Origin of the sequence: Nitrosomonas sp. Is37 (genome assembly GCF_033063275.1) — a bacterium.
In the GTDB taxonomy this organism is placed as follows: Bacteria; Pseudomonadota; Gammaproteobacteria; order Burkholderiales; family Nitrosomonadaceae; genus Nitrosomonas.
This window is the reverse complement of sequence record NZ_JAWJYP010000004.1, coordinates 36,979-59,549: the sequence shown is the minus strand read 5'-3', so window position 1 is coordinate 59,549 and position 22,571 is coordinate 36,979. Positions and strand designations below refer to the sequence as shown.

The following is a 22,571-nucleotide window of genomic DNA, read 5'->3' as shown; positions in this document are numbered from 1 at the left end:
CCGCGAACATCCAAAAATCGACTAAATCGCATGCCCGTGGTTGATTACAAGATTCATCGACCAGGGTTAGGCAGAAATACGAGCTGGCTGCATGTAATGAAATCAAATTTACTATTAGGAATCTAAATATTTGATTCCTTAGAATACTCCCACTAAGGAGCATTAAATTAATTTGTTGATTCTAATGAACCTAAAGCGGTTTTAGGATGAATTATCAAATTCTAATAGAAAATCTGGGACAAAGTGATTTTTCCTCTTACTTTTTACTTTAGGAGGCACACAAAATGTTACGTTCTCTTTTCCTACAGCATTCCCTACTGGTTGTTGCATTGATTTTGAGCTCGGCTGGCGCGCATGCTACTGATACAAAAACTGCTCTGGATACTGTCAAGATTGAGCAATTGACTGGCCTGAAAGGCAAATTTTCTCAAGAAGAAAATGTCTTCAAAATCGGTAAACCGCGTACCGATGTCAAAATTCAGGTCGATAAATGGATGATGCCTCTCTTTATGGGATTGGGATCCTGGGCTGCGTTTACACCTGCCCAAAATGGAGAGGTCATCATGACGGGAGACACAGTACTGTTTGAGGATGAAGTAAATCCCGTCATGAGTGTCGCACTCGATTCGGGTCTGGAAGTCACGGCTTTGCATAACCACTTTTTCTTCGATCAACCTAAGGTTTATTTCATGCACATCGGTGGAAAAGGCACAGTGTCGCAACTCGCCACCGGCGTCAAGAAAATGTATGACAAGGTTAGTGAAATCCGCGCTGCAAAACCAAACCCAATGATGGAATTTCCTGGAAAGATTACCCAGGAAAGCAAGATTACAGCTGCCCCATTGGAAGAAATCTTTGGTATGAAAGGAGAGTCCAATAACGGCATGTTTAAAGTTACTATAGGCCGTGAAGCAACCATGCATGGTGTAAAGGTCGGCAAAGAAATGGGCGTTAACACCTGGGCGGCATTTGCTGGTTCTGATACGCAAGCCGTAGTGGATGGTGATTTCGTGCTGCTCGCAGACGAGTTACAGTCAGTTTTAAAAATTATGCGGGGGGGTGATATTAACATTGTTGCGATTCATCAGCACATGACTCAAGATCAGCCACACTATTTATTTATACACTATTGGGGCAAGGGCAGCGCGCAGGATTTAGCAAAAACAGTTAAATTCGCCTTGGATAAACTTTCAAAATAGCGTTAGACCAATCAATGTCTGCCAAGGTACTCCCTGAAAAGTGCTTATATAGAATTTCCTCGGCTTATCCTTTTGCAGACCTCTATGAGGTAGGTTCGATGCACTAAAGCAGAAAGTCAAAATAGATTAACTTGATCATTCGCTTGCTCACAGCAGCTGATTAGGCGGAAAGAAACTTTCTTTATCAGTAATTTAAAGCATTTAATTCTTGACTGTTATGGCAGGGCTTTTTTCATAGCTGTACCCCAAACCGGCGCAGAAGAGGCAAGAGAGCAAAATAACAGACGACGGTAGCTGCAGCGGAGAGGCTGAGACTAAGCCAAAATCCAAGTCCCTGCTTAAGTAATATGGGGAATAGCAAGAACAGCAGGAGTGAAGGCAGCACCAGCCAGAAAATTTGGTATGAAAGATCAGCTATCTGCGATAACGGAGAACCCTCAACATAGAGCCAAACAAACGCCAGTAAAGCTGTAAATGGCAGAGATGCCACAAGCGCAGCTATTCCTGTGTTTCGTTTAGTAATTTCGGTGATCGCTACGATTAATATAGCGGTGACAAGTAGTTTGATCGTGTAATAAAGCATTAGACCTCACTTTAATCAGAATTCTAAGGGGAACAACAGTTAAGTGTGATGAAAACACTCTCTTCTGTCACCCTTGGATAATTTGAGGTTGTAGTTGTCGACACATACTTATGTGATAAGAACCAATGTCTGTTCAGAATATTACTCCAAAAAGTAAATGTCATTAAACGAAGCATTTCAGTTTTTGATCACGAGTCCATTACAGCTTATGCTGGCATGTTTCGTCGCATTCAGCGCTTCGATTTTGGCAGGATTATCTGGCTATGGCACTGGTTTGATTCTACCAGTCTTCTTGGTTCCGCTTGTAGGGGTAACCAACGTTATTCCCGTAATGGCTGTCGCTATGCTCTTGAACAATGGTAGCCGGGTCATCGCGTTCTGGCAAGAAATTCAATGGCTTCATGTGCGACATATACTTGTTCTGGGTTTACCTGCGTGTATCACTGGCGCGTACAGCTACACGCTGCTCAGCGCTGACTGGATTGCTCTCCTCCTTGGTTCATTCCTGCTAGCAAGTGTTCTATTGCGAAGAATCTTGCGCAATGCGCAACTCAGGTTTTCGACTACTACTGAACTTGGTGCAGGCGCAGCATTTGGGTTCATCAATGGTGGCATGACGGGCACGGGTGCTATTCTAATTTCTATGCTGATGTCAGTTGGGGTTAATGGCAGTGCTCTTGTTGCAACAGATGCGGTTATTTCTGTCACATTGGGTATAGCGAAAATTATTCTTTTCGGCAGTTTCGCCGTACTCAATCTAGAGCTGGCTCTGATGGGTCTTCTCATTGGACTTTGCACTGCACCGGGTGCGTTTGTTGCGCGTGTAATGTTAAAACATATTCCGGCAGGCATACACGCTTGGTTCATGGAATTAGTAATCATTGCAGGCGCTATTGCACTATTTTCACGTGTTTAATAGTAAATTCTCCAAAAAGATTAGATTGTTATGTTTATGTAAAGAGGTGGATTATCAACGGCTCGATACTGGCTGCATCGTAGCTCAACTTACGACGGGTATTCATTGCTCTTCGTTTCCCTGCTAGCTTCGCTGCCTTCATCACAGAGTAATCTGTGAGACACCTACCTAGTCAAGAGTTTAAAAGCTTTAGTGTCATGATAGTGCAATATTGAGCTCCTAAAATAATATAGACTAAGTGATTCTCTTATCTTAGTCAGGTGCCAGTGTTTCCTCCCATTCTGTGTCCTCGCTGGCACCTTTCATTTGAGAATAGGATCGTAGATCTTGTTCTTAATAACAAAAATAGATGGTTTCTCTGGACCAGTCAATATTACCGTTCCTACTAATATTAAGATTGATTTATGTATAACTTTGATTCTCTAAAGTATATTTAGGTATATTAATCAATTAGTTGATTATTCACACCTCGGTGCGCTCAGAGCATCACTTCCTTTTCGCCAAGCGTATAGCAATAAGTTTGATGTATTGAAAAAACTACAGGGGATTGGTGACGACAATAATGTAAATGCACACAATCTTATTTTCAATACTAAGAGTATTGTGAAAAAGCAGTTATGTGATCTGGCTGCTGTATTATTATTCCGCTTGATAATATTTTGTTTTATAAACTAAATTAATTTTCTATTGCCTATGAGTGCTATTTAGTGGTTGTTTCAGGATTACTCATAACAAGAAGAGCGTGGCAAGTCCCAGAAAAATGAAAAAACCACCGCTATCGGTTACTGCGGTAATCATGACGCTGGAGCCAATGGCTGGATCGCGACCCATTTTTATTCGAGTCAATGGAATGAGTACTCCTACTAATGCAGCTAGCAGCAAGTTCAGAACCATAGCGAAAGCCATGACGAGACCAAGTGGGATATTCTGATAGATGAGATAGGTAAAAAATCCAACGATACTCCCCCATACCAAACCATTTATCAGGCTGACACCAATCTCTTTACCAATCAGTTTAAGTGTGCTATCGGTGCTGACCTGGCCTAGCGCAATGGCACGAACGATCATAGTAATGGTTTGATTGCCGGAATTTCCGCCCACCCCTGCTACAATGGGCATCAGCGCAGCCAGTGCAACCAATTTCTCGATGGAATCCTCAAACAGACCAATAACACGTGATGCAATAAACGCTGTTACCAAATTAATGGCAAGCCATGCCCAACGGTTTTTGACACTTTTCCAGATCGGTGCAAACAAATCCTCTTCTTCACTCAGACCTGCCTGGCTAAGAGCTTCGCTTTCAACTTTCTCACGAATGAAATCTAACACCGAATTAACGGTTACTCGTCCTAATAGTTTCCTATCTGCATCAACTACTGAGGCAGAAACAAGATCATAGCGTTCAAAAGCCTTGGTTGCCTGTTGTGCTTTGTCATAGGGGTGAAATTTAACCATTTCAGCAGTCATTGCCTCGCTGACCATAACGTCAGGATCAGTTACCAAAAGCTGATTCAGTAGCAAGACCCCTTTGAGATGTTCATTGCGATCGACGACAAATAGTTGGTCGGTATGGTCTGGTAATTCACCCAGGCGCCGTAAATAACGCAATACCACCTCAAGCCTGACATTCTCGCGTATCGTAATGACATCAAAATCCATGAGTGCTCCCACAGAGTCTTCTGGGTAGGACATTGCAGCGCGCAGTTGCTCACGCTCTTCTAGAGGCAGCGCCCGAAATACATCCTCGATGACTTCGCTGGGTAAATCTGGTGCAAGATCAGCAATTTCATCTGCATTCAGTTGCTCAGCTGCTGCCACCAATTCGCTGCTGCCCATGTCTGCAATGAGTGTTTCGCGGACAGCATCGGAAACTTCAAGTAACACCTCTCCATCATTTTCAGTCTTGACCAGACTCCATATGAAGAGACGGTCTTCCAATGGCAATGTTTCCAGAATATGCGCGATATCTGCCGGATGAAGCTTATCAAGCACATTCTGCAGACTTGCCAGATTTTGTTTCTGGATAACAGATTCAACCAGTTCTTGACGCGGGGTATCTTGCAGGCGTACTAACCCTTCTACCAGTCTGTATTTACGGAGCAAATAAATTACCCGCTCCAGTTTGCTTTGCAAGTCTTCATTTTCATGAGGATGGCTATCTTCAGTCATAGCAGATCTCCGATGGGAGAAGGGTTGTCACAATAAACAAACGAAACAAACAGAAACTTAATTCCTATTAATTAAAAGAGACAAGGAAGCGAGCATTGTCTTTTTTTGTTATATCACAGGAATGAGAGTCTGTTTTTACAGATTTATTGACCGTGAAATTAAAGTAAAAGAACTAGCTTTTAAGGGAATGAATGTTAACTCAGTCTGGTACATTGAGCCAGTTAGTAAAAACTAGAAAGTTTTAAAGATGACTTAGAAACGAATTTCTTAAGGGGTGCTCGATCATGGGATCTGTGTCACGGGCATGCGGCTGAGAATGAGATTGTTTTTTCAGCAGCTTCTGCGCGTTGCGATTTCGATCATAATCGTGTGGATTAGCTGTAATTGAGGCAAGAAATGCCTCTTGATTATTTCATTTCAAAATCAAACAGATACGAAGGCGAGTCGCGGATAGTATAAATATTCCAGAAAGGAAAGCCTACAAAGTTAGATTTGATTTAGAATTGGAATTAGAGGTATTCCAGTAAGCAATATAGAACAGTATCCATAACAGATAGAGCAGGGGATGCTGAAAAATAAGAGTAAGCGTTGCCATAGCCAACAGTTGAGAAATTTTGCCGTGTATCCCTTGCGCGATTAGCTTCTTTAGAAGCTGAGATTAAGTGATTGATATTCTGCGCTCAATGAGTGACGTGGATATTGTTTAGTGTCTGTTATTCTTTAATATTTCAATCACCTTTTTCGTTTCTGGTCTGATGCCGCGCCATAAGAAAAAAGATTCCGCAGCTTGTTCGACAAGCATGCCAATGCCATCAACTAGCTGACTCGCTCCTTGCCGCTGGGCAAATCTTAAAAATGGCGTCAGCTCTTTACCATACATCATGTCATAAGCTAGTGATTCTTTGGAAAAGATACCTTCCGGTAAAGAAGGCAGCTCATCATGGAGACTTGCTGAAGTAGCATTGATGACGATATCAAAACTTTCTCCAGAGAAATCTTGATAATGTCCCGATAAGATATTGCCATGAGAAGAGAATTGTCTTTGTAACACTTGCGCTTTCTCTTTAGTGCGATTGGCGATGGCAAGTATGCGTGGCTTGAGTTCCAGCAGTGGTAAAATAGCACCTCGTGCAGCACCGCCAGCCCCCATTAATAGAATACTTTTGCCGACAATGACAACCTGTTGATTCATCTCGATATCCCGCACCAACCCGGCACCATCAGTGTTATCACCAAGAATGTCATGACTCCCATTAAATTTAAGTGTATTGACTGCTTGGGCGGCATTTGCTCGCTCTGTTAAGCATGTTGATATCGCATAAGCTTCTAGCTTGAACGGAAGGGTTACATTCATACCCTTACCTCCTCGTTGCTGAAATGCCCTAACTGCCACTTCGAATCCATCCAGAGGAGCCAGAATAGCCTCATACTGCATATCCTGCTGAGTTTCTTGTGCAAATTGCTTGTGGATGACAGGTGATTTGCTATGGTGTATGGGATTGCCAATTACGGCATAAAAATCAGGCATAACATTGTTCCGTAAAGTGTGAACTGAAGAATAAAATTTCAAATGGGAATCAGTAGACTGAACGTATTATTTTACTGATTATTCGCTGACTAATTTATCTGAGCGTTCAAATACCCAGGTACGGGTAATGTGTAAGATATCCGTATCTCGACTGATATCGGGTGGAAAAGGCGCAAAACCATTTTGAGCTGCTAGTCTGACTATACGAATGGCTGCATCATCGAGAATTTTTGTTCCAGAGGAGAGATCAATACTGATGGACTCAAGGCTGCCATCCGATCGAATGCCAACAGTTAGCTGTAAATTGCCATAAAGCTGCTGTTTCCTGGCTTCTTCGGGGTAGTTCAAATTACCGATGCGTTCGACTTTCAGTCGCCAGTCTTCTACATAGCGCGCGAAACGATATTCTTTTGTGCGTGCACCGATAAACTTGCGCTTGGGTCGTTTCTGATATTCTTCATATTCCTTGCTGATTTGGGCTTCCAGGCGAGCAATTTCAAGACTACGCTGTAACAAGTCTGCTCTGTCCAAAGAGGGTGTGGGTTTGTTTTCAGATTGTTCTGTCTGAGGCTCCTCGGCTTCAACAATGCGAGGTTTGCTTTCAACAGCACTCATGAGCTTCTTGACTTCATTTTCTAGTTGTTTTGTTTTTTTTGTTGCTTGAGCAAGATCAACTAATGGTTTGGTTTGGGGCAATACTGGCAAAGGCGATTTAGCACGCAGATCCTCGTTAACATTGCCACCTCCCTCCAAATTGGTTTGTGCCAATATATTCGTGTCGACAGGTTTTTGCTCAGATTTACTGTTGACCAGAATGATCTCCAGCGATTTTGCAACATTATTGACGACAGGTTCCGGTACCTTAAAAGTGATCCCCCATAGGATAACTGCGTGGAGGAGCAGTGAAATCAGTATTGCGACATAGAAGCGTTTTGGTCGATAAGATAACCCAGGATAGGGTATCGAAAGGCTGTAATCTAACATCTTAGAGCGAATAACGGCTAGATAAAGTTAACTAACTCATATGAGCGCTTGTGAGCAAATCTACAATACGTCCCGATAGCTGGATCGGTGAACACTTATTTCTCGCTTAGCTACTTGGAATGTGGCTTCACCAAAATTTGTTGTACTCATTTTATCATTATGGGGCTTTGCCTCCACTGCTCCCAAAGCGTTTATTATGATTTGTAACGAAATTTCGTTTACACATATTTTGAAGATGGAATAATCGACGATGGATGAAAAGTATCTCATAAATGAAAAATATATTTTCAAACTTATTCTTTATATAAAAATCGGATATTCAAGGTGCATTCAATTAAGTCAATTTGGGATAATTCTAACTTAACAACTGTACCCGGCAAGAGGTCTGGTAATGAAGGCACACGTACGATCAAAGGAATACGATCGACCTTTACCAAGTTTTCTTTAATGACTTGCCCACTAGTTACTTGAATATCTTCCTGTAGCAACCAACGCAGACACCAATAACGTTCCATGGCACGTTGGAAATCACTATATATACTATAAACTTGTTCGAAATCCCGTATTGATATCAACAATTCATCGTTCTCTTTCGAATAGAACGGTGCTGCATCTGTCAGTAATGCGATAAGTTGTCGCTGATTGATTAAGTCTACATAACGACGCATTGGTGAGCTGCTCCACGCGTACTGGGCCACACCGAGCCCCTGATGAGGGGCCGGAGAAAGACTCATTTTTACTTTTCCCCCATTCTGGCTGCGATAAATGCCTGCGATTCCCGCATCGGCAAGTTGTTTGCCCCATTCAGTATTCGCATAAATCATTAATTCAGAAACGACTCTGTCGATTGGTGAGCCGCGTCGACGCTCTTGAATAGTGATACGATCCTGCTCAATAAAGAAGCTGTAATCAATTTTTTCATTATTGATATCATTTTCCTTGCCGCGGAGTATTTCCATCTTGCGGGAGAAATTCCAAAGTAAACTCAACTCATGCGCAAAAGGGTAATTTGTGCGATTTTTTCTCAGTGTATCCTCATTAAATTGTTGCTCCAAGGCATCGTGACGCAGATTGGCGATGACTCTGATTTTTTCTATTCGGCTTTGAGAGGTTATTACAGTAAAATCGTCTGCTACATCCAGATAGAGTGAAACTGTCGGGCGTAATCGCGTTTCACTGAGAGTATAAAGATCGATCGTTTTTTCAGGAAGCATAGTAATCTTCCGCCCGGGTAGATAAACAGTTGAAAGGCGTTGTGCAGCAACTTTATCCAGAAGTGAGCCAGGAGTAATTCCTAAGGCTGGCGCCGCTATATGGATGCCAATACGGAAGCTTCCCAGAGCGAGCGGTGTAACTGAAAAAGCATCATCAATTTCAGTGGTGGTAGCATCATCGATACTAAAAGCTGCTACATCTGCTATCGGTAAATTCTCAGGATCACTAAATACACAATCTATTTCGGGGAGATTGAAGGCGGCTCCTTCCGGAAAATGCTCTCGCAGAAATTGATTAAAGTGATAATCGTGGGTAGAGGGTATGGCGCCACATTTTTCTAATAATTTGGGAACGCTGAGCTTGGTTGCAGTACAGACTGATTCGAGCGCTTTCCATTCAATGGTATTTTTATTTGGTTTATAAAGTAGGTCATCCAATTGTGATCTGAATTCTTCAGGAAAAATGAAGGTGCTCAATTGTTGCTTATAACGAGCTTGTTGTTCTGCTTCTAGTCGTTTCTTTTCTTGGCTGGCTAGTGCTGCTCGCAAAGCTTCAGCTGGAGCGGCTTTATAACGTCCTTGTCCTTTTCTGTAAAAATACATTGGAGCGCTATTCAGAAGAATCATGATTGCAGCCGCTTCCACTGGACTAGGTGAGTGTCCGAAGTAATCAGCAGCTAAAGTATGACTCGAAAATTCTTCGCTATTCGTGCAGCATTCCCAGAGAAAATCAGTATCCAGATCAGCAGCAACCTGCTGTGCCTGATACATGAATTCATATAAGGGTGGGACTTCAAATCGTAACAATACCGAGGAAGCTTTGATTTTGGAGCGTTTGCCGTGTGATGCTTCTACTTGTAAAGAGGTCGTATTGTCAGCAAGAATGGTGCCAACCTTAAAAATACCAGATTCTTCGTAAAAAACGTTCACGGCATGATCCTTTTAGACAAAATCGAGGAATTGTTAACAAGAACCCTTGACGCAAAGATCGCCAGAATTTTATTCATTAATCGAGTTAAATTAATAGTAAATGTTATCATGTTTAACAATATGATTATTAAATGTAATTTTCTGGGCATGAGCGGCCTTTTCTAGTAATACGTAATTTAACAGCGCTACAAAATAAGAAAAGATTAAATGAAGTAAAACAAGTATAAAGATTAGGAACTAAAAAAAGTATGAATAACTCGCATGACAGCTACTCCGCGACATTGCATGATACTCAGCTTTCCATCTATTAGTCTGGTATGCTCAGATTCTATGCGAATATTGATAGATACATTTTTTTATCATTATGTCTGTCGAGACAAATACTTTGCGATAAAGTTTGAATATTGGGGATTATCCATGCTATTTGGAAATGGAATTAGTTTCATTGGTGGGTTAGAGTAAGTTTGAGTCAATTTCTCTTGCATGTAATAAGAAGGTTAAGGTTTTACATGATATTGGGGCGATTAGAGTGATTTAAATAACAAAACACTTTTATCATTAGGAGATGCACGTTAAAATTCCTGTCCATTCATATGGATATCCCGTTTCGAGCCTACGCAATGGAGAGAGACAAGCTTGACATGCCCTGGATTGGTAGCGCGGTCTATATTAACCATCAATAAGTGCAATTAAACATTTATCGATTTATGTCATCTAAGGGTTCAACGAGATTTTGATTAAATACCTAACTGAGTAGTGATAGAGCATGATGAAACGGAGAAGCCATACTATGATTTGTCTCTTAAATATTCCAAAGCAAATCGAGTTTTTGATATTGGTTTTAATATTGTTGTTTGCTTCCTCTTCAATGGCTGAACAGATTGGTAGTGTATCCACCAAATTTAAGATTTTGGGTGCTAATGATAAAATTATTGTTGAGGCATTTGATGACCCGGAGGTTGTGGGAGCTACTTGCTATCTCAGTCGGGCAAAAACAGGTGGCATTAGTGGTACGGTAGGAGTGGCTGAGGATACTTCTGATGCTTCAATAGCTTGTCGTCAGGTAGGTCCAATCGAACTACCCGAGAATGTGAAAAATGGCCAGAAAGATGGTAAGGAAGTATTTAAAAAAAGTACCTCGTTGCTATTTAAGACATTACAAGTAGTGCGTTTTTATGACCCTAAACGCAATGTGCTGATTTATCTGGCCTATAGCGATAGAGTTATTGAGGGATCACCTAAAAACAGTATCTCTACTATTCCAATTATGTCGTGGCGTTAATTTAATAACTCAGAATCTATGCGGCTAGTAAGAAGAAGTGTGTATGACAAGCATATTCCTTTCATTGATGGTGCTTAAACTTCCGCTATAATTACGTATTTCCGATTTTTAGCCATTTAAAGATCATCTTTCATGCAGCTATTTGCTTTTGGTATCAATCACAATACAGCGCCGTTAAGCATACGTGAGCAGGTTACATTTACTGAAAATACAATGGTGCATGCCTTGCATGATTTAGTAGGGAATCATGCAGTTAAAGAGGCTGCCATTGTTTCAACTTGTAATCGCACTGAAATTTACTGTAATACTGACAAGCCAGACACGGCGATTCACTGGCTCACGGATTTTCATCATTTACCCCCTCGCGAGTTAGATCCTTATCTTTATCGATTGCCACGTGAGCAGGCAGTCAAACATGCTTTTCGGGTTGCCAGTGGATTGGATTCTATGGTGCTGGGAGAACCACAGATACTCGGCCAGATGAAAAATGCGATCAAGTCAGCGGAGAATGCAGGCACGCTGGGATTGTTGTTGCATAAGTTGTTTCAGCGTACTTTTTTTGTGGCTAAGGAAGTACGTACATCCACTGAGATTGGTGCTAGTTCCGTATCAATGGCTGCTGCCGCTGCTCGCTTAGCGGAGCGGATCTTTGGCGATATCAGTGAACAGAATGTTCTATTTATTGGTGCGGGTGAGATGATCGAGCTTTGCGCTAGCCACTTTGCTGCCAGGCGCCCCAAGCGGATTACAGTTGCCAATCGCACTGCTGAACGGGCCGAAGCATTATCGCGACGCTTCAATGCGCGAGCTATCCCGCTTAGCGAATTGCCTGAGCAGCTAGCGTTGCACGATATTGTAGTTACTTGTACCGCAAGCCCCCTCCCGATCTTGGGTAAGGGCATGTTGGAACGTGCCATCAAGATTCGCAAACATCGACCCATTTTTATTGTCGATTTGGCAGTTCCTCGAGATGTCGAACTGGAAGTCGCAGAGCTGGATGATGTGTTTCTTTATTACGTTGATGATCTGGCAGATATAGTCAAAGAGGGATTAGACTCACGCCTCAGCGCGGTTGCCCAAGCTGAAACCATTATCGATACCAATGTGATTGATTTTATGCGTTGGCTGGCAACACGCGAACTGGTTCCGACTATCAGAGCATTGCGAGATCAGGCGGAGCAATTTCGAAGGCATGAGCTTGCACGCGCGCAGAAGCTGTTGGCAAAGGGTGAGAATCCAGAAAAGATACTCGAATCGCTCAGTAATGGATTGACCAACAAATTCCTACACCTTCCTTCCAGTATACTGAATCACGCAGCCGATGATGAGCGAGATCAGCTGGTCGAGCTAATCAATCGACTATATCAACTACATTACCCACAATGAATAAAAGTATTGCAGACCGGCTCACTCGTCTGAGTGTGCGGCTGGAGGAATTGAATCAATTATTGAGCAGCGAGAAGATCACAGCCGATTTGGATAAATATCGCAAGCTTACTCGTGAGCGGGCGGAGATTGTTCCAGTGGTTGAGCTTTATCAGGCTTATCAGCAAACCGAGTTGGATATTCAAACCGCCAGAGAGATGATCGCCGATCCCCAGATGCGGGATTTTGCTGAAACTGAAATTGTAGCCGGGAAAGAGAAACTCCAGAAAACAGAAGCTGAACTGATTAAGCAGTTATTACCTAAAGATCCCAATGATGAGCGCAATATTTTTCTGGAAATTCGTGCAGGTACGGGTGGAGATGAATCTGCTCTTTTTGCGGGGAATCTGTTTCGTATGTATACACGCTACGCTGAGCGACAGCGCTGGCAAGTCGAGATCATTTCGCAAAGCCCTTCTGATGTGGGCGGATACAAGGAAATCATCGCTAGAATTATCGGTTATGGGGCTTACTCTCGACTCAAGTTTGAATCAGGCGCCCATCGAGTACAACGTGTGCCAGCGACAGAAACACAAGGGAGAGTACATACTTCTACCTGTACGGTTGCAGTTATTCCAGAGGTGGATGAAATTACCGGCGTTGAACTGAATCCGGCTGACTTAAGAATCGATACATTCCGGGCATCCGGTGCAGGCGGTCAGCATATCAATAAAACGGATTCGGCTGTGCGTATCACCCATTTACCAACGGGTATCGTCGTCGAATGTCAGGAAGGGCGTTCTCAGCATAAAAACAAAGCGCAAGCGATGAGCGTCTTGGCTGCTCGAATTCTGGATAAGCAAATGCGCGAGCAGCAGGCAGAGCAAGCTGCGACACGCAAATCACTGGTGGGAAGCGGAGAGCGCTCTGAGCGGATTCGTACCTATAATTTTCCGCAAGGGCGAGTTACAGATCATCGGATCAATCTTACGCTTTATAAGATGGATCAAATCATGGATGGTGATATCGATGAGCTGTGTTCAGCATTGATGGCTGAACATCAAGCAGAGCAACTGGCGTCTATGATGGAAAAATGACGACTAGAGGGGAGTAATCACTCTAGAGTAGCTGCGCAAATATGCAGGTTACGATAGCACAGACACTACAAGATGCACGTCGTCATATAGATGACATAGAGGCACGCCTATTGCTTCAATATGCGTTGAATGTAAATGCGGTCTTTCTTGCTGTTCACTCAAACAGTGTATTGAATCGCGAGCAAGTTGATGCTTTCCAATTGCTGGTAACGAGGAGAATTGCAGGTGAGCCAGTTGCCTATCTTGTTGGTGAGCGCGATTTTTATGATTTGACTTTTAAGGTTACGCCTGCCGTTCTGATTCCTCGACCGGAAACAGAATTACTGGTAGAACTAGCCTTATCACGTATTCCAGTTAATCAAACCTGTAACGTTCTTGATCTAGGTACAGGGAGTGGCGCAATTGCGCTCACCATTGCCAAGCATCGACCACTTGCACGTGTTACTGCAGTCGATCTCTCACCCGATGCGCTGTCAATTGCTCGGTTGAATGCAGAAAAACTGGGGATCCATAATGTGCAGATACGTGCGGGAAACTGGTTTGATGGATTGGATCAGGTAGAATTTGATCTGATCGTCTCGAATCCACCTTATGTGGCTGAGGGAGACCCCCATCTGGATCAAGGTGATTTACGTTTTGAGCCTCGTATAGCACTGACAGCAGTCGATGATGGCTTGGCATGTATTCGTAAAATTATCGTCAATGCACCTGATTTTTTGACCCCAGGTGGTGAGCTGTTACTGGAGCATGGCTATGATCAGGGCGTTATTTGCCGACAATTGCTAGCAGAATCCAATTTCATTAACATATTCTCCTGTCCAGATCTGGCAGGGATACTACGGGTGAGTGGCGGGCAACGTGATGATCGTGCGCTGGCAACAAGCTAACTGCCGCTGGCGATAAGCTAGCTGCTAGAATATGATTAATGAGGTATTCTTGCGGAATGATGAGATACCACAATAATTACTGATAAGAAATAGAACCAGAGTATTACCTAGTTATCTAATAATAAATTAGCTTTTAAAATAATTGCTTAAGGAGGATATTGAGACGTGAACGCAAATGAGCTGATTGAGCAGCAAATTAATACTTATCCGGTAGTGCTTTATATGAAAGGCTCACCTGAACATCCTCAATGTGGGTTTTCTGCTAATGCTGTAAAGATACTCAAAGCATGTGGCGTCCAAGACTTTTTTTCAGTTGATGTGCTCGCCAACCCGGAAATTCGTCAGGGAATTAAAGATTATTCTAATTGGCCGACTATTCCACAGCTTTATATAAACGGTGAATTTGTCGGTGGCTCAGATATCATGACCGAGATGTATCAAAGTGGAGATCTACAGAAATTATTTGAGAAATAATAGCTTAGTTAATAATCGGTTAACTCCCTCTCACTGTTTGGGGGTTAACCGATTACGCTAGCAATGACCCAGTAACGCGCAAATTTTCCTACAGCGATAAATATGACGGCCCAAAGCCAGTGGATGCGCAACCAGCCCGCAGCGACACACAATACATCACCGATCAAGGGTAACCAGGAAAGAAAGAGGATCGGCGCTCCATGACGGCGTGTCCATTCTAATCCACGCGCTTTGTTCCCAATTTTGCTGCGCATCGCTTCTTCATCTGGCAATAAACGGCCTATCACATAAGAGCTCATCCCACCCAGCGTATTGCCGAGTGTTGCGACGCTCAAGGCTGAGCTGTAAAGCTCAGGGTAAGCTATGAGCACGCTTACTAATACTGCTTCTGAACCTCCTGGAAGAAGAGTGGCAGCCAGGAAGCTGCTGGTAAACAATGCCAGCAGACTTGATTGTTCATCCATGATAATGCTGAAGATTGAGTAATAACTTGTTTATGCTCCTGGATTTGACAGAAAGCAGAATAAGTAGTTTTGTTGATTGATTCGGGGGCTTTCAAACTGCTGATTATAACTAATAGTAATTATAACGGCTAATGCATAGTGGTTAATGTATAGCAACTGTTCAACCTAAAAGCTGCGGTTGGACGAGGTAGAGCGTGTGGTGATCCAGGTGCGAGGCAAGGCGCGATAAAGCCGCAGGATCACCACCTGCTACGAAGAGCAACGCCGCATTCGCACCTGGAGCAACATTACCATGCACTTCGTAGCGGCATCACCATTCTGGTGAATGAGAAAGTTTCGAAAATGCTTCCATATGTCGGGGGCTTAGCTCTTCAATCAAGGGATCAGCTGCGGTTTTTAGGTTCAAACTTTTCCGATACCTGAATCGAAGGTAAGAAATATATTTGATACTGCTCTTCCTCAATGATGATATCAAGCAACTATCCTATTAGGCAGAATGTGTGCCGCGCTGACCATTTTCTTCAATGCGACATGGGTCTCAGCCCAATTCCGTGTTTTCAGGCCGCAATCGGGGTTGACCCATAATTGCTGTGGTGGGATGCATCGGAGCGCTTTTTCCAGTAATGCCAGCATTTCATCAGTATCCGGGATACGTGGCGAGTGAATGTCATATACACCCGGGCCAATTTCATTGGGATAAGCAAACTGCGCGAATGCATCCAGCAATTCCATGCGTGAGCGTGAGGTCTCAATGGTAATCACATCTGCATCCATTTCAGCAATGGCCGGCAAAATATCGTGAAATTCCGAATAACACATATGGGTATGAATCTGTGTCTCATCCTTTACACCTGAACTAGCGATGCGAAATGCCTTGACTGCCCACTGCAGGTATTCAGACCAAGCTGATTTTTTCAGCGGAAGCCCCTCGCGAAAAGCGGGTTCATCGATCTGAATCATGCCAATTCCCGCCTGCTCCAAATCTTTTACCTCATCGCGAATAGCCAGCGCAAGTTGCAGTGCGGTTTCAGAATAGGGCTGATCATCGCGTATGAATGACCACATCAGCATGGTTACCGGGCCTGTTAGCATTCCTTTTACTGGTTTGCTGGCCAGACTCTGGGCATAGCTGATCCAGTTGACCGTCATGGCTTCCGGGCGGTAAATATCACCATAGAGAATAGGCGGCTTAACACAGCGGGAACCGTAGCTTTGTACCCAGCCATTTTCAGTAAAAGCATAACCCCACAACTGTTCTCCAAAATATTCAACCATATCATTGCGCTCGGCTTCGCCATGCACGAGCACATCAAGCCCTATTTCTTCCTGTTGCTGGATGACATTTTGGATTTCAGCGCGCATAGCCTCAAGATAGTCCACATGACTGAACTCTCCTTTTCTGAAAGCGGCTCTGGCTTTGCGAATTTCGGTTGTTTGGGGGAATGAGCCGATGGTGGTGGTCGGCAGTAGCGGTAACTGAAAATATTGTTGTTGCAAAGATTGTCGTTGTGCAAAGGGGAGGTGACGCTGACAATCGCGTTGCGTTAATTTTTTCACTCGTTCTTGTACTACCGGGTGATGTATCCGTTTGGATTGCTGTCTTGCCTGCCTGGCTTCAACGGACTCTTGCAGAGAGGTTTGGATTGATGCTTCTCCCTGGTTTAATCCACGTCCCAGAATAACAATTTCGTTGAGTTTCTGGACCGAGAAAGCAAGCCAGTTTTTAATTTCACCATCCAGCCTGGTTTCCAGTTCGAGATCGACTGGGCAGTGCAATAACGAGCAGCTGGGTGCAATCCACAATCGTTCACCAAGGAAAGATTGCGCTTGTGACAAAGTTGCCAATGCTTGAGAAAGATCGGCGCGCCACACGTTACGCCCATCGATAATACCCAGTGAAAGTACTTTATTAACCGGATAATCGGCAAGAAATGCATTGAGCTGATGCGGTGCGCGACATAAATCAATATGCAGGCCATCGACGGGTAAGGCTTTGAGTCTTGCTGCATGTTCATCAATGGCATCAAAATAGGTCGTCAGCAGCAATTGTGGGCCGCTTCCTCGTAGGGTTGTATAGGCTTCACTCAGCTTTTCTAACCAGATTTCCTCCAGATCAAATGCCAAGTAGGGCTCATCTATCTGTACCCACTGTACGCCAAGCGCTGCAATTCTAGACAGAATTTCGTGATAAGTGGACAGCAAACGAGGCAATAAATCCAGACGATTAAAATTTACTTCTGTTTCTTTGCCCAGAAATAAATACGTTAATGGCCCAATCAATACCACCTTGGGAGAAATACCCAATGCCTTGGCTTCATTGATCTCGTCAAACAACTGCTCCGAGGTAATCTGAAAATGGGTATGGCTGTTAAATTCCGGAACGATATAGTGATAGTTGGTATTGAACCACTTGGTCATTTCCATCGCAGATTGATTGGCGGTACCCCGTGCCATGGCAAAATACAGATCGAGCATGGTGTCATACTGAGTCGAATTGAAGCGATCGGGTATTGCGCCAAGCAATGCAGTCATATTGAGCATGTGGTCATACAAGGCAAAATCGCCGACAGGAATCAGATTGAGACCGATTTTCTTTTGCAGAAGCCAATTTTCTTTCCGAATAGCTTTTGCTTGATCTTATAATTGTTTCGCGTCGATATTCTTGCGCCAGTATGCTTCAAGCGCTTGTTTCAATTCCCGGCGTGCGCCTATCCGCGGGAACCCTAGATTGTGTGTCAAAGCCATAATTGCTCTTTTTTAATTGTATGAAAAGAACAATCATTGTGTGGTATGTTAAACTATGAATAAAATGAAAATATTTATTAAATCTATGAATATAATTCATATTTACTTAAATTAATATGCTTGAATTATGTCACCTTCGCATCTTGAGCGCACTACAAGAGACCGGCAGTTTATCGCTCGCCGCTAAGCGCGTGCATCTTACCCAATCGGCGCTCTCCCATCAGATCAAGGCATTACAGCATTATTACCAGATACCGCTGATTCAACGACAGGGGCATGCTATCCAGTTGACTGATGCAGGAGAACGTCTTGTCCTGTTAGCGGAAAAAATTATCAAGGAAGTGCAGGCTGCCGAGCGGGATCTCGCCAGAATTGCCCAGCGAACGAGTGGAAATTTACGCATTGCGCTGGAATGCCATACCTGTTTTGACTGGCTGATGCCTATCATGGATACCTTCCGCAAGCATTGGCCGGAAGTGGAACTGGATCTGGTTTCCGGATTTCACGCCGACCCTATCAAACTGCTTAAGCGGGAGGAGACGGATATTATCATTGGATCAGAAAACAAACCGCAACGAGGCATTGTTCACCATCCCTTGTTTCGTTTCGAGATTCTAGCAGTACTTGCTCCAGGTCATGAGCTAGCCAAAAAACGAACTCTGGAGGCAACAGATTTTGCTGATATGACTCTGATCACTTACCCCGTCCCGGAAGAGCGTATCGATCTGATCAGCAAGATACTGAAGCCTGCGGGCATTTCTTGGCAGCGAAGGACAGCAGAATTGACCGTGGCTATCTTGCAATTGGTGGCAAGTCGCCGGGGAATCGCGGCGTTGCCCAATTGGGGAATCAAAAACTATGTCGATCACGATTATGTCATTGCGCGGAGCATCGGTACTAATGGCTTATGGAGCGATTTATTCGTGTCGACGCGCAAGGAAACTGCTTCTATGCCGTATCTACAGGATTTTCTGGTGACTAGTCGGGATCAATGTTTTGCCACTTTAGACGGGATTATTCCATTGAGCGGTTGTGAAAATAAAGTTTCGCCAAAAGATGGTAGTAAGCGGTGCCGTGAACCAGGCTAATGGAACACAGTGTTGAGAAAACAAACTAGGGATAGTATCGTGTATCGCTTTGGGTGCGAATACAGCATTACTCCTCGTTGCAAAGAGTGATCTTTCAGTTTTCTCATATCTTGCCACGTATCCGCATCAACGTGCGTGACACCCTATGAAGTAGCGGTATCTGGGGTAAAGGGGGAAATGCTCCCTTCTGTCATGTGCGCGAAGGGAGTTAACAATATTCCTGCTGAGTGATCAGGCTGGCTGAGATGTTAGCTCATTATAGTGCCAGCCTGAGGTCTAAAATAATTAATTCACGACTCTGTGGCCGCGGTTACGCAGGCAGTTCCGATAAGCACTTTTGAACGATTCTTCTGCTCCAAACCCTTGCTTAGCAGCTCCACCCAAACCACCAGCTGCGGCGCCAATTGCTGCGCCCTTGCCAGGATTGCCGGTGAAGGCACCGACTACCGCCCCGCCGGCCGCACCGAGTGCAGCACCGACCCCAGCGCCGACCGCTGTTTCTTTAGCTGTGCCACCAGAGGCTTCGCGCGCGAGTTGATCACATTCATACAAGTCTTGATTCAGTCGACTAGCATTTGGATTGTTGTAAGTATCGACAGTAGGTGTCCATCTAGTTTGAGAAGCGCAGGCAGATATTAGCAGGCTAGCGATCAGTGCTACTCTCATGGTTGTTTTGTTCATTATGTAAACCTCTTGTTAACTTGGTTGCAGCAAAAAATAATTTTATGAAATTGAATAAAGTGTAATCACTCAAACCTGAACAGATACTTAACAGGGTAACCGAGTCTATTAAATTACTTTGTTTAAGATCTCATTGTTTCAAATCTCAGTCCTGCTGAGCAAAGTTTCCAAAGAAATTTCCCATTACAGCTCATGTAAGGTAATGGGCATTGTACCGCATGCATTATATTTTTAGGTGAAGTGGGTGGTACTTATCGAAACCAATGGCTAATTACTATGGCAGGATTCTCTTTTCAGGAGAAAGAAGGTTCCTGAGACTGTTGGGTAGATAAAGTGTCTTATCCACCCATGTGTGTTTGATTAATGCAGTGTAACAGCCGCTTCTTGATCGCAGATCAGATTTGCGCAATAGGTTTCATGAATACCGTCCAGGAATTTCCAGAGGGCATCGCAGGCACGCTGGGTAGCAGCGAGCACTTGAGCCTGTTTTTCTGGGGTGTCAGCAAATCGCTCGATGATGGCCCATTCTGCTTGCGAATGGTAGATATCCGCTTTCTGGTGAACTGAGAAGAATTCATAATCTTTCGGATTGTTCATGCCGTAGAATTTGGCCAGCCCATCAATCTTAACTGCTGCAATATCGGGCACTTGTGATTCAAATGCATGTAGTGCTGCGAGGCCAGCATAGAAAGGCTGATTCAGGCAAATGTCACGGAAGGTTGAAACCAGATTTTCTGTTTCTGGTAGGGCAGGTGCATTGGCCAGGCTTTTATCATCTGCCCCCAGGGCAAATGCAAATGCTTTCCATAAAGCAGGATGATTACCGTCACCATGTTCTTCATCAATCAAATTCTTGAGTACTTCCTGGCGCACACTAATATCACCGCTATTCGTTTCAGCATGAATATGCGGCGTGTTGAAATGCACAGCACTCAGATAGGTCGGCTCAGCCAGCACATTATAAAAATATTGCTCCGCATAGTGGCGTAACTGATCTTTGGTCAGTTTGCCATCAGTCCAGGCCATATAAAAAGGATGTTTTAATAAGTGTTTGCTACTGATAATAGTATTAACTTTATGTTTGAAAATTGTGTTCGTTGTCATGATCGCTCCTTTTATTATAATGAGTGAGCTTGTGAAATAATTGACTATACGGTCTGTATAGTCTGATTATTTACAATCTCAAAAGGTGGATGAAGAATTACCAAGTGTAATCATCGCTAAATAAGCTAGCCAAGTCAATCCAAACGATATTATTCCATTTCTAAATCCAACCTGACTTTGTCGGCTTTACCTTGTCGTATTATTTATACTGCCTGCGGCTCGCCTTCGCGCCATCTTTGATTTGGAAATGGAATTACTCATACTGAACGATGCTTCTCCAATGCATTGAGTATACCGCGCAATATGTTTACTTCTTCTTTTTCCAGTTGAGTGCGCGCAAACATACGACGTATCCGCTGCATGAGTCGCTTGGGTTGCCTGGGATCGAGAAATTCACTGTCGATCATGGCCTGTTCCAGGTGGCGATAAAACAGCTCAATCTCGTTGAAGCTGGCGAGTTGATAAGCTGGCGGCTGAGGAGGTATGGGAGTTGTTTCGGTAGACACCATGCGCAGTTCATACGCCATGATTTGCACGGCAGCAGCCAGATTGAGCGAAGAATAATCGGGATTGGTCGGAATATGCACTGTGAGCTGACACATGCTGATCTCGGCTGTTGTCAGGCCAGAGCTTTCTCTGCCAAAAACCAGAGCTACTGGAGATTGTGATGCATGCTCAAGGAGCGCCTTTGCAGCCTGCCTGGTATCAAGAATCCGGTTGGAGAGATCACGTGGGCGAGCGGTCATCGCTATAGCGAGCACGGTATCATGCAGCGCTTCTTCCAGACTGTGCACCACACTTGCTTGTTCGAGGATGTCCCGTGCATTGCTAGCGCGCACGTCCGCTTCATTGTCTGGAAAGGATTTAGGATTGACCAGATAGAGGGTACTCAATCCCATCGTTTTCATCGCTCTTGCCGTTGCGCCGATATTACCGGGGTGACTGGTATGGCTTAATACGATACGGACATTAGCGAGCGGGGAGGAGCGATTCATATTAAAATTAGACTTTCTTCAATTTTTATATTTCTTGGTCTTTAAAAATGCATCCAATGCTTACAATTGCGGTAAAGGCCGCGCGCCGTGCAGGCAGTATTATCAATCAAGCTTCACGAAACCTCGATATTCTGACTGTTTCACGCAAATCGCACAGTGATTTTGTCAGTGAAGTTGATGGTGCGGCTGAAGAAGCCATCATCAAGGTATTGCTGGATGCTTATCCTACCCATTCGATTCTAGCAGAAGAAAGCGGTAATCGCGGAGACTCCAAAAAATCAGAATACCAATGGATCATTGATCCGCTGGATGGTACTACCAATTTTTTGCATGGTTTTCCTAAATATTCAGTATCGATTGCGTTATTACATCGTGGCATTTTGTCACAAGCGGTAGTGTACGATCCAGTCAGCAATGAATTATTCACTGCCAGTCGTGGGCGTGGCGCTTACCTTAACGATCAACGCATCCGTGTCAGTAAGCGTGCCCTATTAGCTGATTCCTTGATCGGGACAGGTATTCCCTTCCGTGATCTTTCCTTCTTGGATGCTTATCTCGCCATGTTCAAGGACATCATCCCTAAAACGGCTGGCATTCGTCGCCCTGGTTCCGCTGCGCTTGATTTGGCGTATGTTGCTGCTGGGCGGTATGACGGATTCTGGGAAATTGGCTTGTCTCCCTGGGATATCGCCGCAGGCTGTCTGCTTATTCTTGAGGCAGGCGGCATGGTCAGTGACCTGGAAGGCAATGAAAACTATTTGAAGAGCGGGCAAATTGTTGCAGGCAACCCCAAGATTTTCGTCCAGTTGCTGCAAATTATTGCGCCACACTTAACGCCTCAACTAATCGCAGCCAACAAGTAATCA

At 44.0% G+C, this 22,571-nt stretch carries 19 protein-coding genes and 1 pseudogene; 9 read left to right on the top strand and 11 right to left on the bottom strand.

Features of this window, described 5'->3' with window-relative positions:
* Nucleotides 1-284 precede the first annotated feature (284 nt).
* Nucleotides 285-1,199: a DUF1259 domain-containing protein gene (locus R2Q26_RS03015; protein WP_317534911.1), complete on the top strand. Its 915-nt coding sequence runs from the start codon at nucleotides 285-287 to the stop codon at nucleotides 1,197-1,199.
* Between the two features lie 232 nt (nucleotides 1,200-1,431).
* On the opposite strand, the gene R2Q26_RS03010 is transcribed toward R2Q26_RS03015, so the two are convergent.
* The gene (locus R2Q26_RS03010) at nucleotides 1,432-1,782 is read right to left on the bottom strand and encodes a DUF3147 family protein (RefSeq protein WP_317534910.1); all 351 of its coding nucleotides are present in this window, start codon (nucleotides 1,780-1,782) and stop codon (nucleotides 1,432-1,434) included.
* 157 nt (nucleotides 1,783-1,939) lie between these two features.
* Between R2Q26_RS03010 and R2Q26_RS03005 the strand changes: the two genes are divergently transcribed.
* On the top strand, nucleotides 1,940-2,698 hold the full coding sequence (locus R2Q26_RS03005; RefSeq protein WP_317534909.1) for a sulfite exporter TauE/SafE family protein: 759 nt from the start codon (nucleotides 1,940-1,942) through the stop codon (nucleotides 2,696-2,698).
* Nucleotides 2,699-3,424: 726 nt separating this feature from the next.
* Here R2Q26_RS03005 and mgtE read toward each other — a convergent pair.
* From mgtE to R2Q26_RS02985, 4 genes are all read right to left on the bottom strand, one after another.
* A complete protein-coding gene (gene mgtE, locus R2Q26_RS03000) occupies nucleotides 3,425-4,867 on the bottom strand; it encodes a magnesium transporter (protein ID WP_090569748.1) in 1,443 nt (480 codons plus the stop codon).
* A 703-nt stretch (nucleotides 4,868-5,570) separates the two neighbouring features.
* The gene (gene aroE, locus R2Q26_RS02995; protein WP_317534908.1) at nucleotides 5,571-6,395 is read right to left on the bottom strand and encodes a shikimate dehydrogenase; all 825 of its coding nucleotides are present in this window, start codon (nucleotides 6,393-6,395) and stop codon (nucleotides 5,571-5,573) included.
* A gap of 78 nt (nucleotides 6,396-6,473) precedes the next feature.
* A complete protein-coding gene (locus R2Q26_RS02990; RefSeq protein ID WP_317534907.1) occupies nucleotides 6,474-7,379 on the bottom strand; it encodes an energy transducer TonB in 906 nt (301 codons plus the stop codon).
* Between the two features lie 293 nt (nucleotides 7,380-7,672).
* Nucleotides 7,673-9,523, bottom strand: coding sequence for a ribonuclease catalytic domain-containing protein (locus R2Q26_RS02985; protein WP_317534906.1), 1,851 nt, complete (start codon nucleotides 9,521-9,523; stop codon nucleotides 7,673-7,675).
* Nucleotides 9,524-10,391: 868 nt separating this feature from the next.
* Here R2Q26_RS02985 and R2Q26_RS02980 point away from each other — a divergent pair.
* From R2Q26_RS02980 to grxD, 5 genes are all read left to right on the top strand, one after another.
* Nucleotides 10,392-10,805: a CreA family protein gene (locus R2Q26_RS02980; RefSeq protein ID WP_371113277.1), complete on the top strand. Its 414-nt coding sequence runs from the start codon at nucleotides 10,392-10,394 to the stop codon at nucleotides 10,803-10,805.
* Nucleotides 10,806-10,937: 132 nt separating this feature from the next.
* A complete protein-coding gene (hemA, locus tag R2Q26_RS02975) occupies nucleotides 10,938-12,191 on the top strand; it encodes a glutamyl-tRNA reductase (protein WP_317534905.1) in 1,254 nt (417 codons plus the stop codon).
* Complete coding sequence (prfA, locus tag R2Q26_RS02970; RefSeq protein ID WP_317534904.1) at nucleotides 12,188-13,267, top strand: peptide chain release factor 1; 1,080 nt, start codon at nucleotides 12,188-12,190, stop codon at nucleotides 13,265-13,267. The genes hemA and prfA overlap by 4 nt, the downstream gene beginning before the upstream one ends.
* A 41-nt stretch (nucleotides 13,268-13,308) precedes the next feature.
* Complete coding sequence (gene prmC / locus R2Q26_RS02965; protein WP_317534903.1) at nucleotides 13,309-14,154, top strand: peptide chain release factor N(5)-glutamine methyltransferase; 846 nt, start codon at nucleotides 13,309-13,311, stop codon at nucleotides 14,152-14,154.
* 165 nt (nucleotides 14,155-14,319) lie between these two features.
* Nucleotides 14,320-14,628 carry a Grx4 family monothiol glutaredoxin gene (grxD, locus tag R2Q26_RS02960; RefSeq protein ID WP_317534902.1) on the top strand — a complete coding sequence of 103 codons (309 nt, stop codon included), beginning with the start codon at nucleotides 14,320-14,322 and terminating at the stop codon, nucleotides 14,626-14,628.
* A 44-nt stretch (nucleotides 14,629-14,672) separates the two neighbouring features.
* Here the strand turns inward: grxD and R2Q26_RS02955 are convergent, their stop codons facing one another.
* The 3 genes and pseudogenes from R2Q26_RS02955 to metE all read right to left on the bottom strand — a co-directional run bounded on the left by R2Q26_RS02955 (nucleotide 14,673) and on the right by metE (nucleotide 17,837).
* Nucleotides 14,673-15,092, bottom strand: coding sequence for a YqaA family protein (locus R2Q26_RS02955; protein WP_317534901.1), 420 nt, complete (start codon nucleotides 15,090-15,092; stop codon nucleotides 14,673-14,675).
* 160 nt (nucleotides 15,093-15,252) lie between these two features.
* A complete protein-coding gene (locus R2Q26_RS02950; RefSeq protein ID WP_317534900.1) occupies nucleotides 15,253-15,390 on the bottom strand; it encodes a hypothetical protein in 138 nt (45 codons plus the stop codon).
* 173 nt (nucleotides 15,391-15,563) lie between these two features.
* Nucleotides 15,564-17,837: pseudogene (gene metE / locus R2Q26_RS02945) on the bottom strand (5-methyltetrahydropteroyltriglutamate--homocysteine S-methyltransferase).
* 116 nt (nucleotides 17,838-17,953) lie between these two features.
* Between metE and R2Q26_RS02940 the strand changes: the two are divergent.
* On the top strand, nucleotides 17,954-18,925 hold the full coding sequence (locus R2Q26_RS02940; protein ID WP_411182315.1) for a LysR family transcriptional regulator: 972 nt from the start codon (nucleotides 17,954-17,956) through the stop codon (nucleotides 18,923-18,925).
* A gap of 285 nt (nucleotides 18,926-19,210) precedes the next feature.
* On the opposite strand, the gene R2Q26_RS02935 is transcribed toward R2Q26_RS02940, so the two are convergent.
* The 3 genes from R2Q26_RS02935 to R2Q26_RS02925 all read right to left on the bottom strand — a co-directional run bounded on the left by R2Q26_RS02935 (nucleotide 19,211) and on the right by R2Q26_RS02925 (nucleotide 21,705).
* Complete coding sequence (locus R2Q26_RS02935) at nucleotides 19,211-19,606, bottom strand: glycine zipper family protein (protein WP_090569788.1); 396 nt, start codon at nucleotides 19,604-19,606, stop codon at nucleotides 19,211-19,213.
* 360 nt (nucleotides 19,607-19,966) lie between these two features.
* Nucleotides 19,967-20,710, bottom strand: coding sequence for a CADD family putative folate metabolism protein (locus R2Q26_RS02930; RefSeq protein ID WP_090569791.1), 744 nt, complete (start codon nucleotides 20,708-20,710; stop codon nucleotides 19,967-19,969).
* 257 nt (nucleotides 20,711-20,967) lie between these two features.
* On the bottom strand, nucleotides 20,968-21,705 hold the full coding sequence (locus R2Q26_RS02925) for an RNA methyltransferase (RefSeq protein ID WP_317534898.1): 738 nt from the start codon (nucleotides 21,703-21,705) through the stop codon (nucleotides 20,968-20,970).
* Nucleotides 21,706-21,752: 47 nt separating this feature from the next.
* On the opposite strand from R2Q26_RS02925, the gene R2Q26_RS02920 reads away from it, so the two are divergent.
* Nucleotides 21,753-22,568: an inositol monophosphatase family protein gene (locus tag R2Q26_RS02920; RefSeq protein WP_317534897.1), complete on the top strand. Its 816-nt coding sequence runs from the start codon at nucleotides 21,753-21,755 to the stop codon at nucleotides 22,566-22,568.
* Nucleotides 22,569-22,571 lie beyond the last annotated feature (3 nt).

What these genes read in the sequence shown, in the direction of transcription:
- R2Q26_RS03015 (WP_317534911.1), top strand. Translation starts at nt 285, where the DNA reads ATGTTACGTTCTCTTTTCCTACAGCATTCCCTACTGGTTGTTGCATTG.
- R2Q26_RS03010 (WP_317534910.1), bottom strand. Translation starts at nt 1,782, where the DNA reads ATGCTTTATTACACGATCAAACTACTTGTCACCGCTATATTAATCGTA.
- R2Q26_RS03005 (WP_317534909.1), top strand. Translation starts at nt 1,940, where the DNA reads ATGTCATTAAACGAAGCATTTCAGTTTTTGATCACGAGTCCATTACAG.
- mgtE (WP_090569748.1), bottom strand. Translation starts at nt 4,867, where the DNA reads ATGACTGAAGATAGCCATCCTCATGAAAATGAAGACTTGCAAAGCAAA.
- aroE (WP_317534908.1), bottom strand. Translation starts at nt 6,395, where the DNA reads ATGCCTGATTTTTATGCCGTAATTGGCAATCCCATACACCATAGCAAA.
- R2Q26_RS02990 (WP_317534907.1), bottom strand. Translation starts at nt 7,379, where the DNA reads ATGTTAGATTACAGCCTTTCGATACCCTATCCTGGGTTATCTTATCGA.
- R2Q26_RS02980 (WP_371113277.1), top strand. Translation starts at nt 10,392, where the DNA reads ATGGCTGAACAGATTGGTAGTGTATCCACCAAATTTAAGATTTTGGGT.
- hemA (WP_317534905.1), top strand. Translation starts at nt 10,938, where the DNA reads ATGCAGCTATTTGCTTTTGGTATCAATCACAATACAGCGCCGTTAAGC.
- prfA (WP_317534904.1), top strand. Translation starts at nt 12,188, where the DNA reads ATGAATAAAAGTATTGCAGACCGGCTCACTCGTCTGAGTGTGCGGCTG.
- prmC (WP_317534903.1), top strand. Translation starts at nt 13,309, where the DNA reads ATGCAGGTTACGATAGCACAGACACTACAAGATGCACGTCGTCATATA.
- R2Q26_RS02955 (WP_317534901.1), bottom strand. Translation starts at nt 15,092, where the DNA reads ATGGATGAACAATCAAGTCTGCTGGCATTGTTTACCAGCAGCTTCCTG.
- R2Q26_RS02940 (WP_411182315.1), top strand. Translation starts at nt 17,954, where the DNA reads ATGCTTGAATTATGTCACCTTCGCATCTTGAGCGCACTACAAGAGACC.
- R2Q26_RS02935 (WP_090569788.1), bottom strand. Translation starts at nt 19,606, where the DNA reads ATGAACAAAACAACCATGAGAGTAGCACTGATCGCTAGCCTGCTAATA.
- R2Q26_RS02930 (WP_090569791.1), bottom strand. Translation starts at nt 20,710, where the DNA reads ATGACAACGAACACAATTTTCAAACATAAAGTTAATACTATTATCAGT.
- R2Q26_RS02925 (WP_317534898.1), bottom strand. Translation starts at nt 21,705, where the DNA reads ATGAATCGCTCCTCCCCGCTCGCTAATGTCCGTATCGTATTAAGCCAT.
- R2Q26_RS02920 (WP_317534897.1), top strand. Translation starts at nt 21,753, where the DNA reads ATGCATCCAATGCTTACAATTGCGGTAAAGGCCGCGCGCCGTGCAGGC.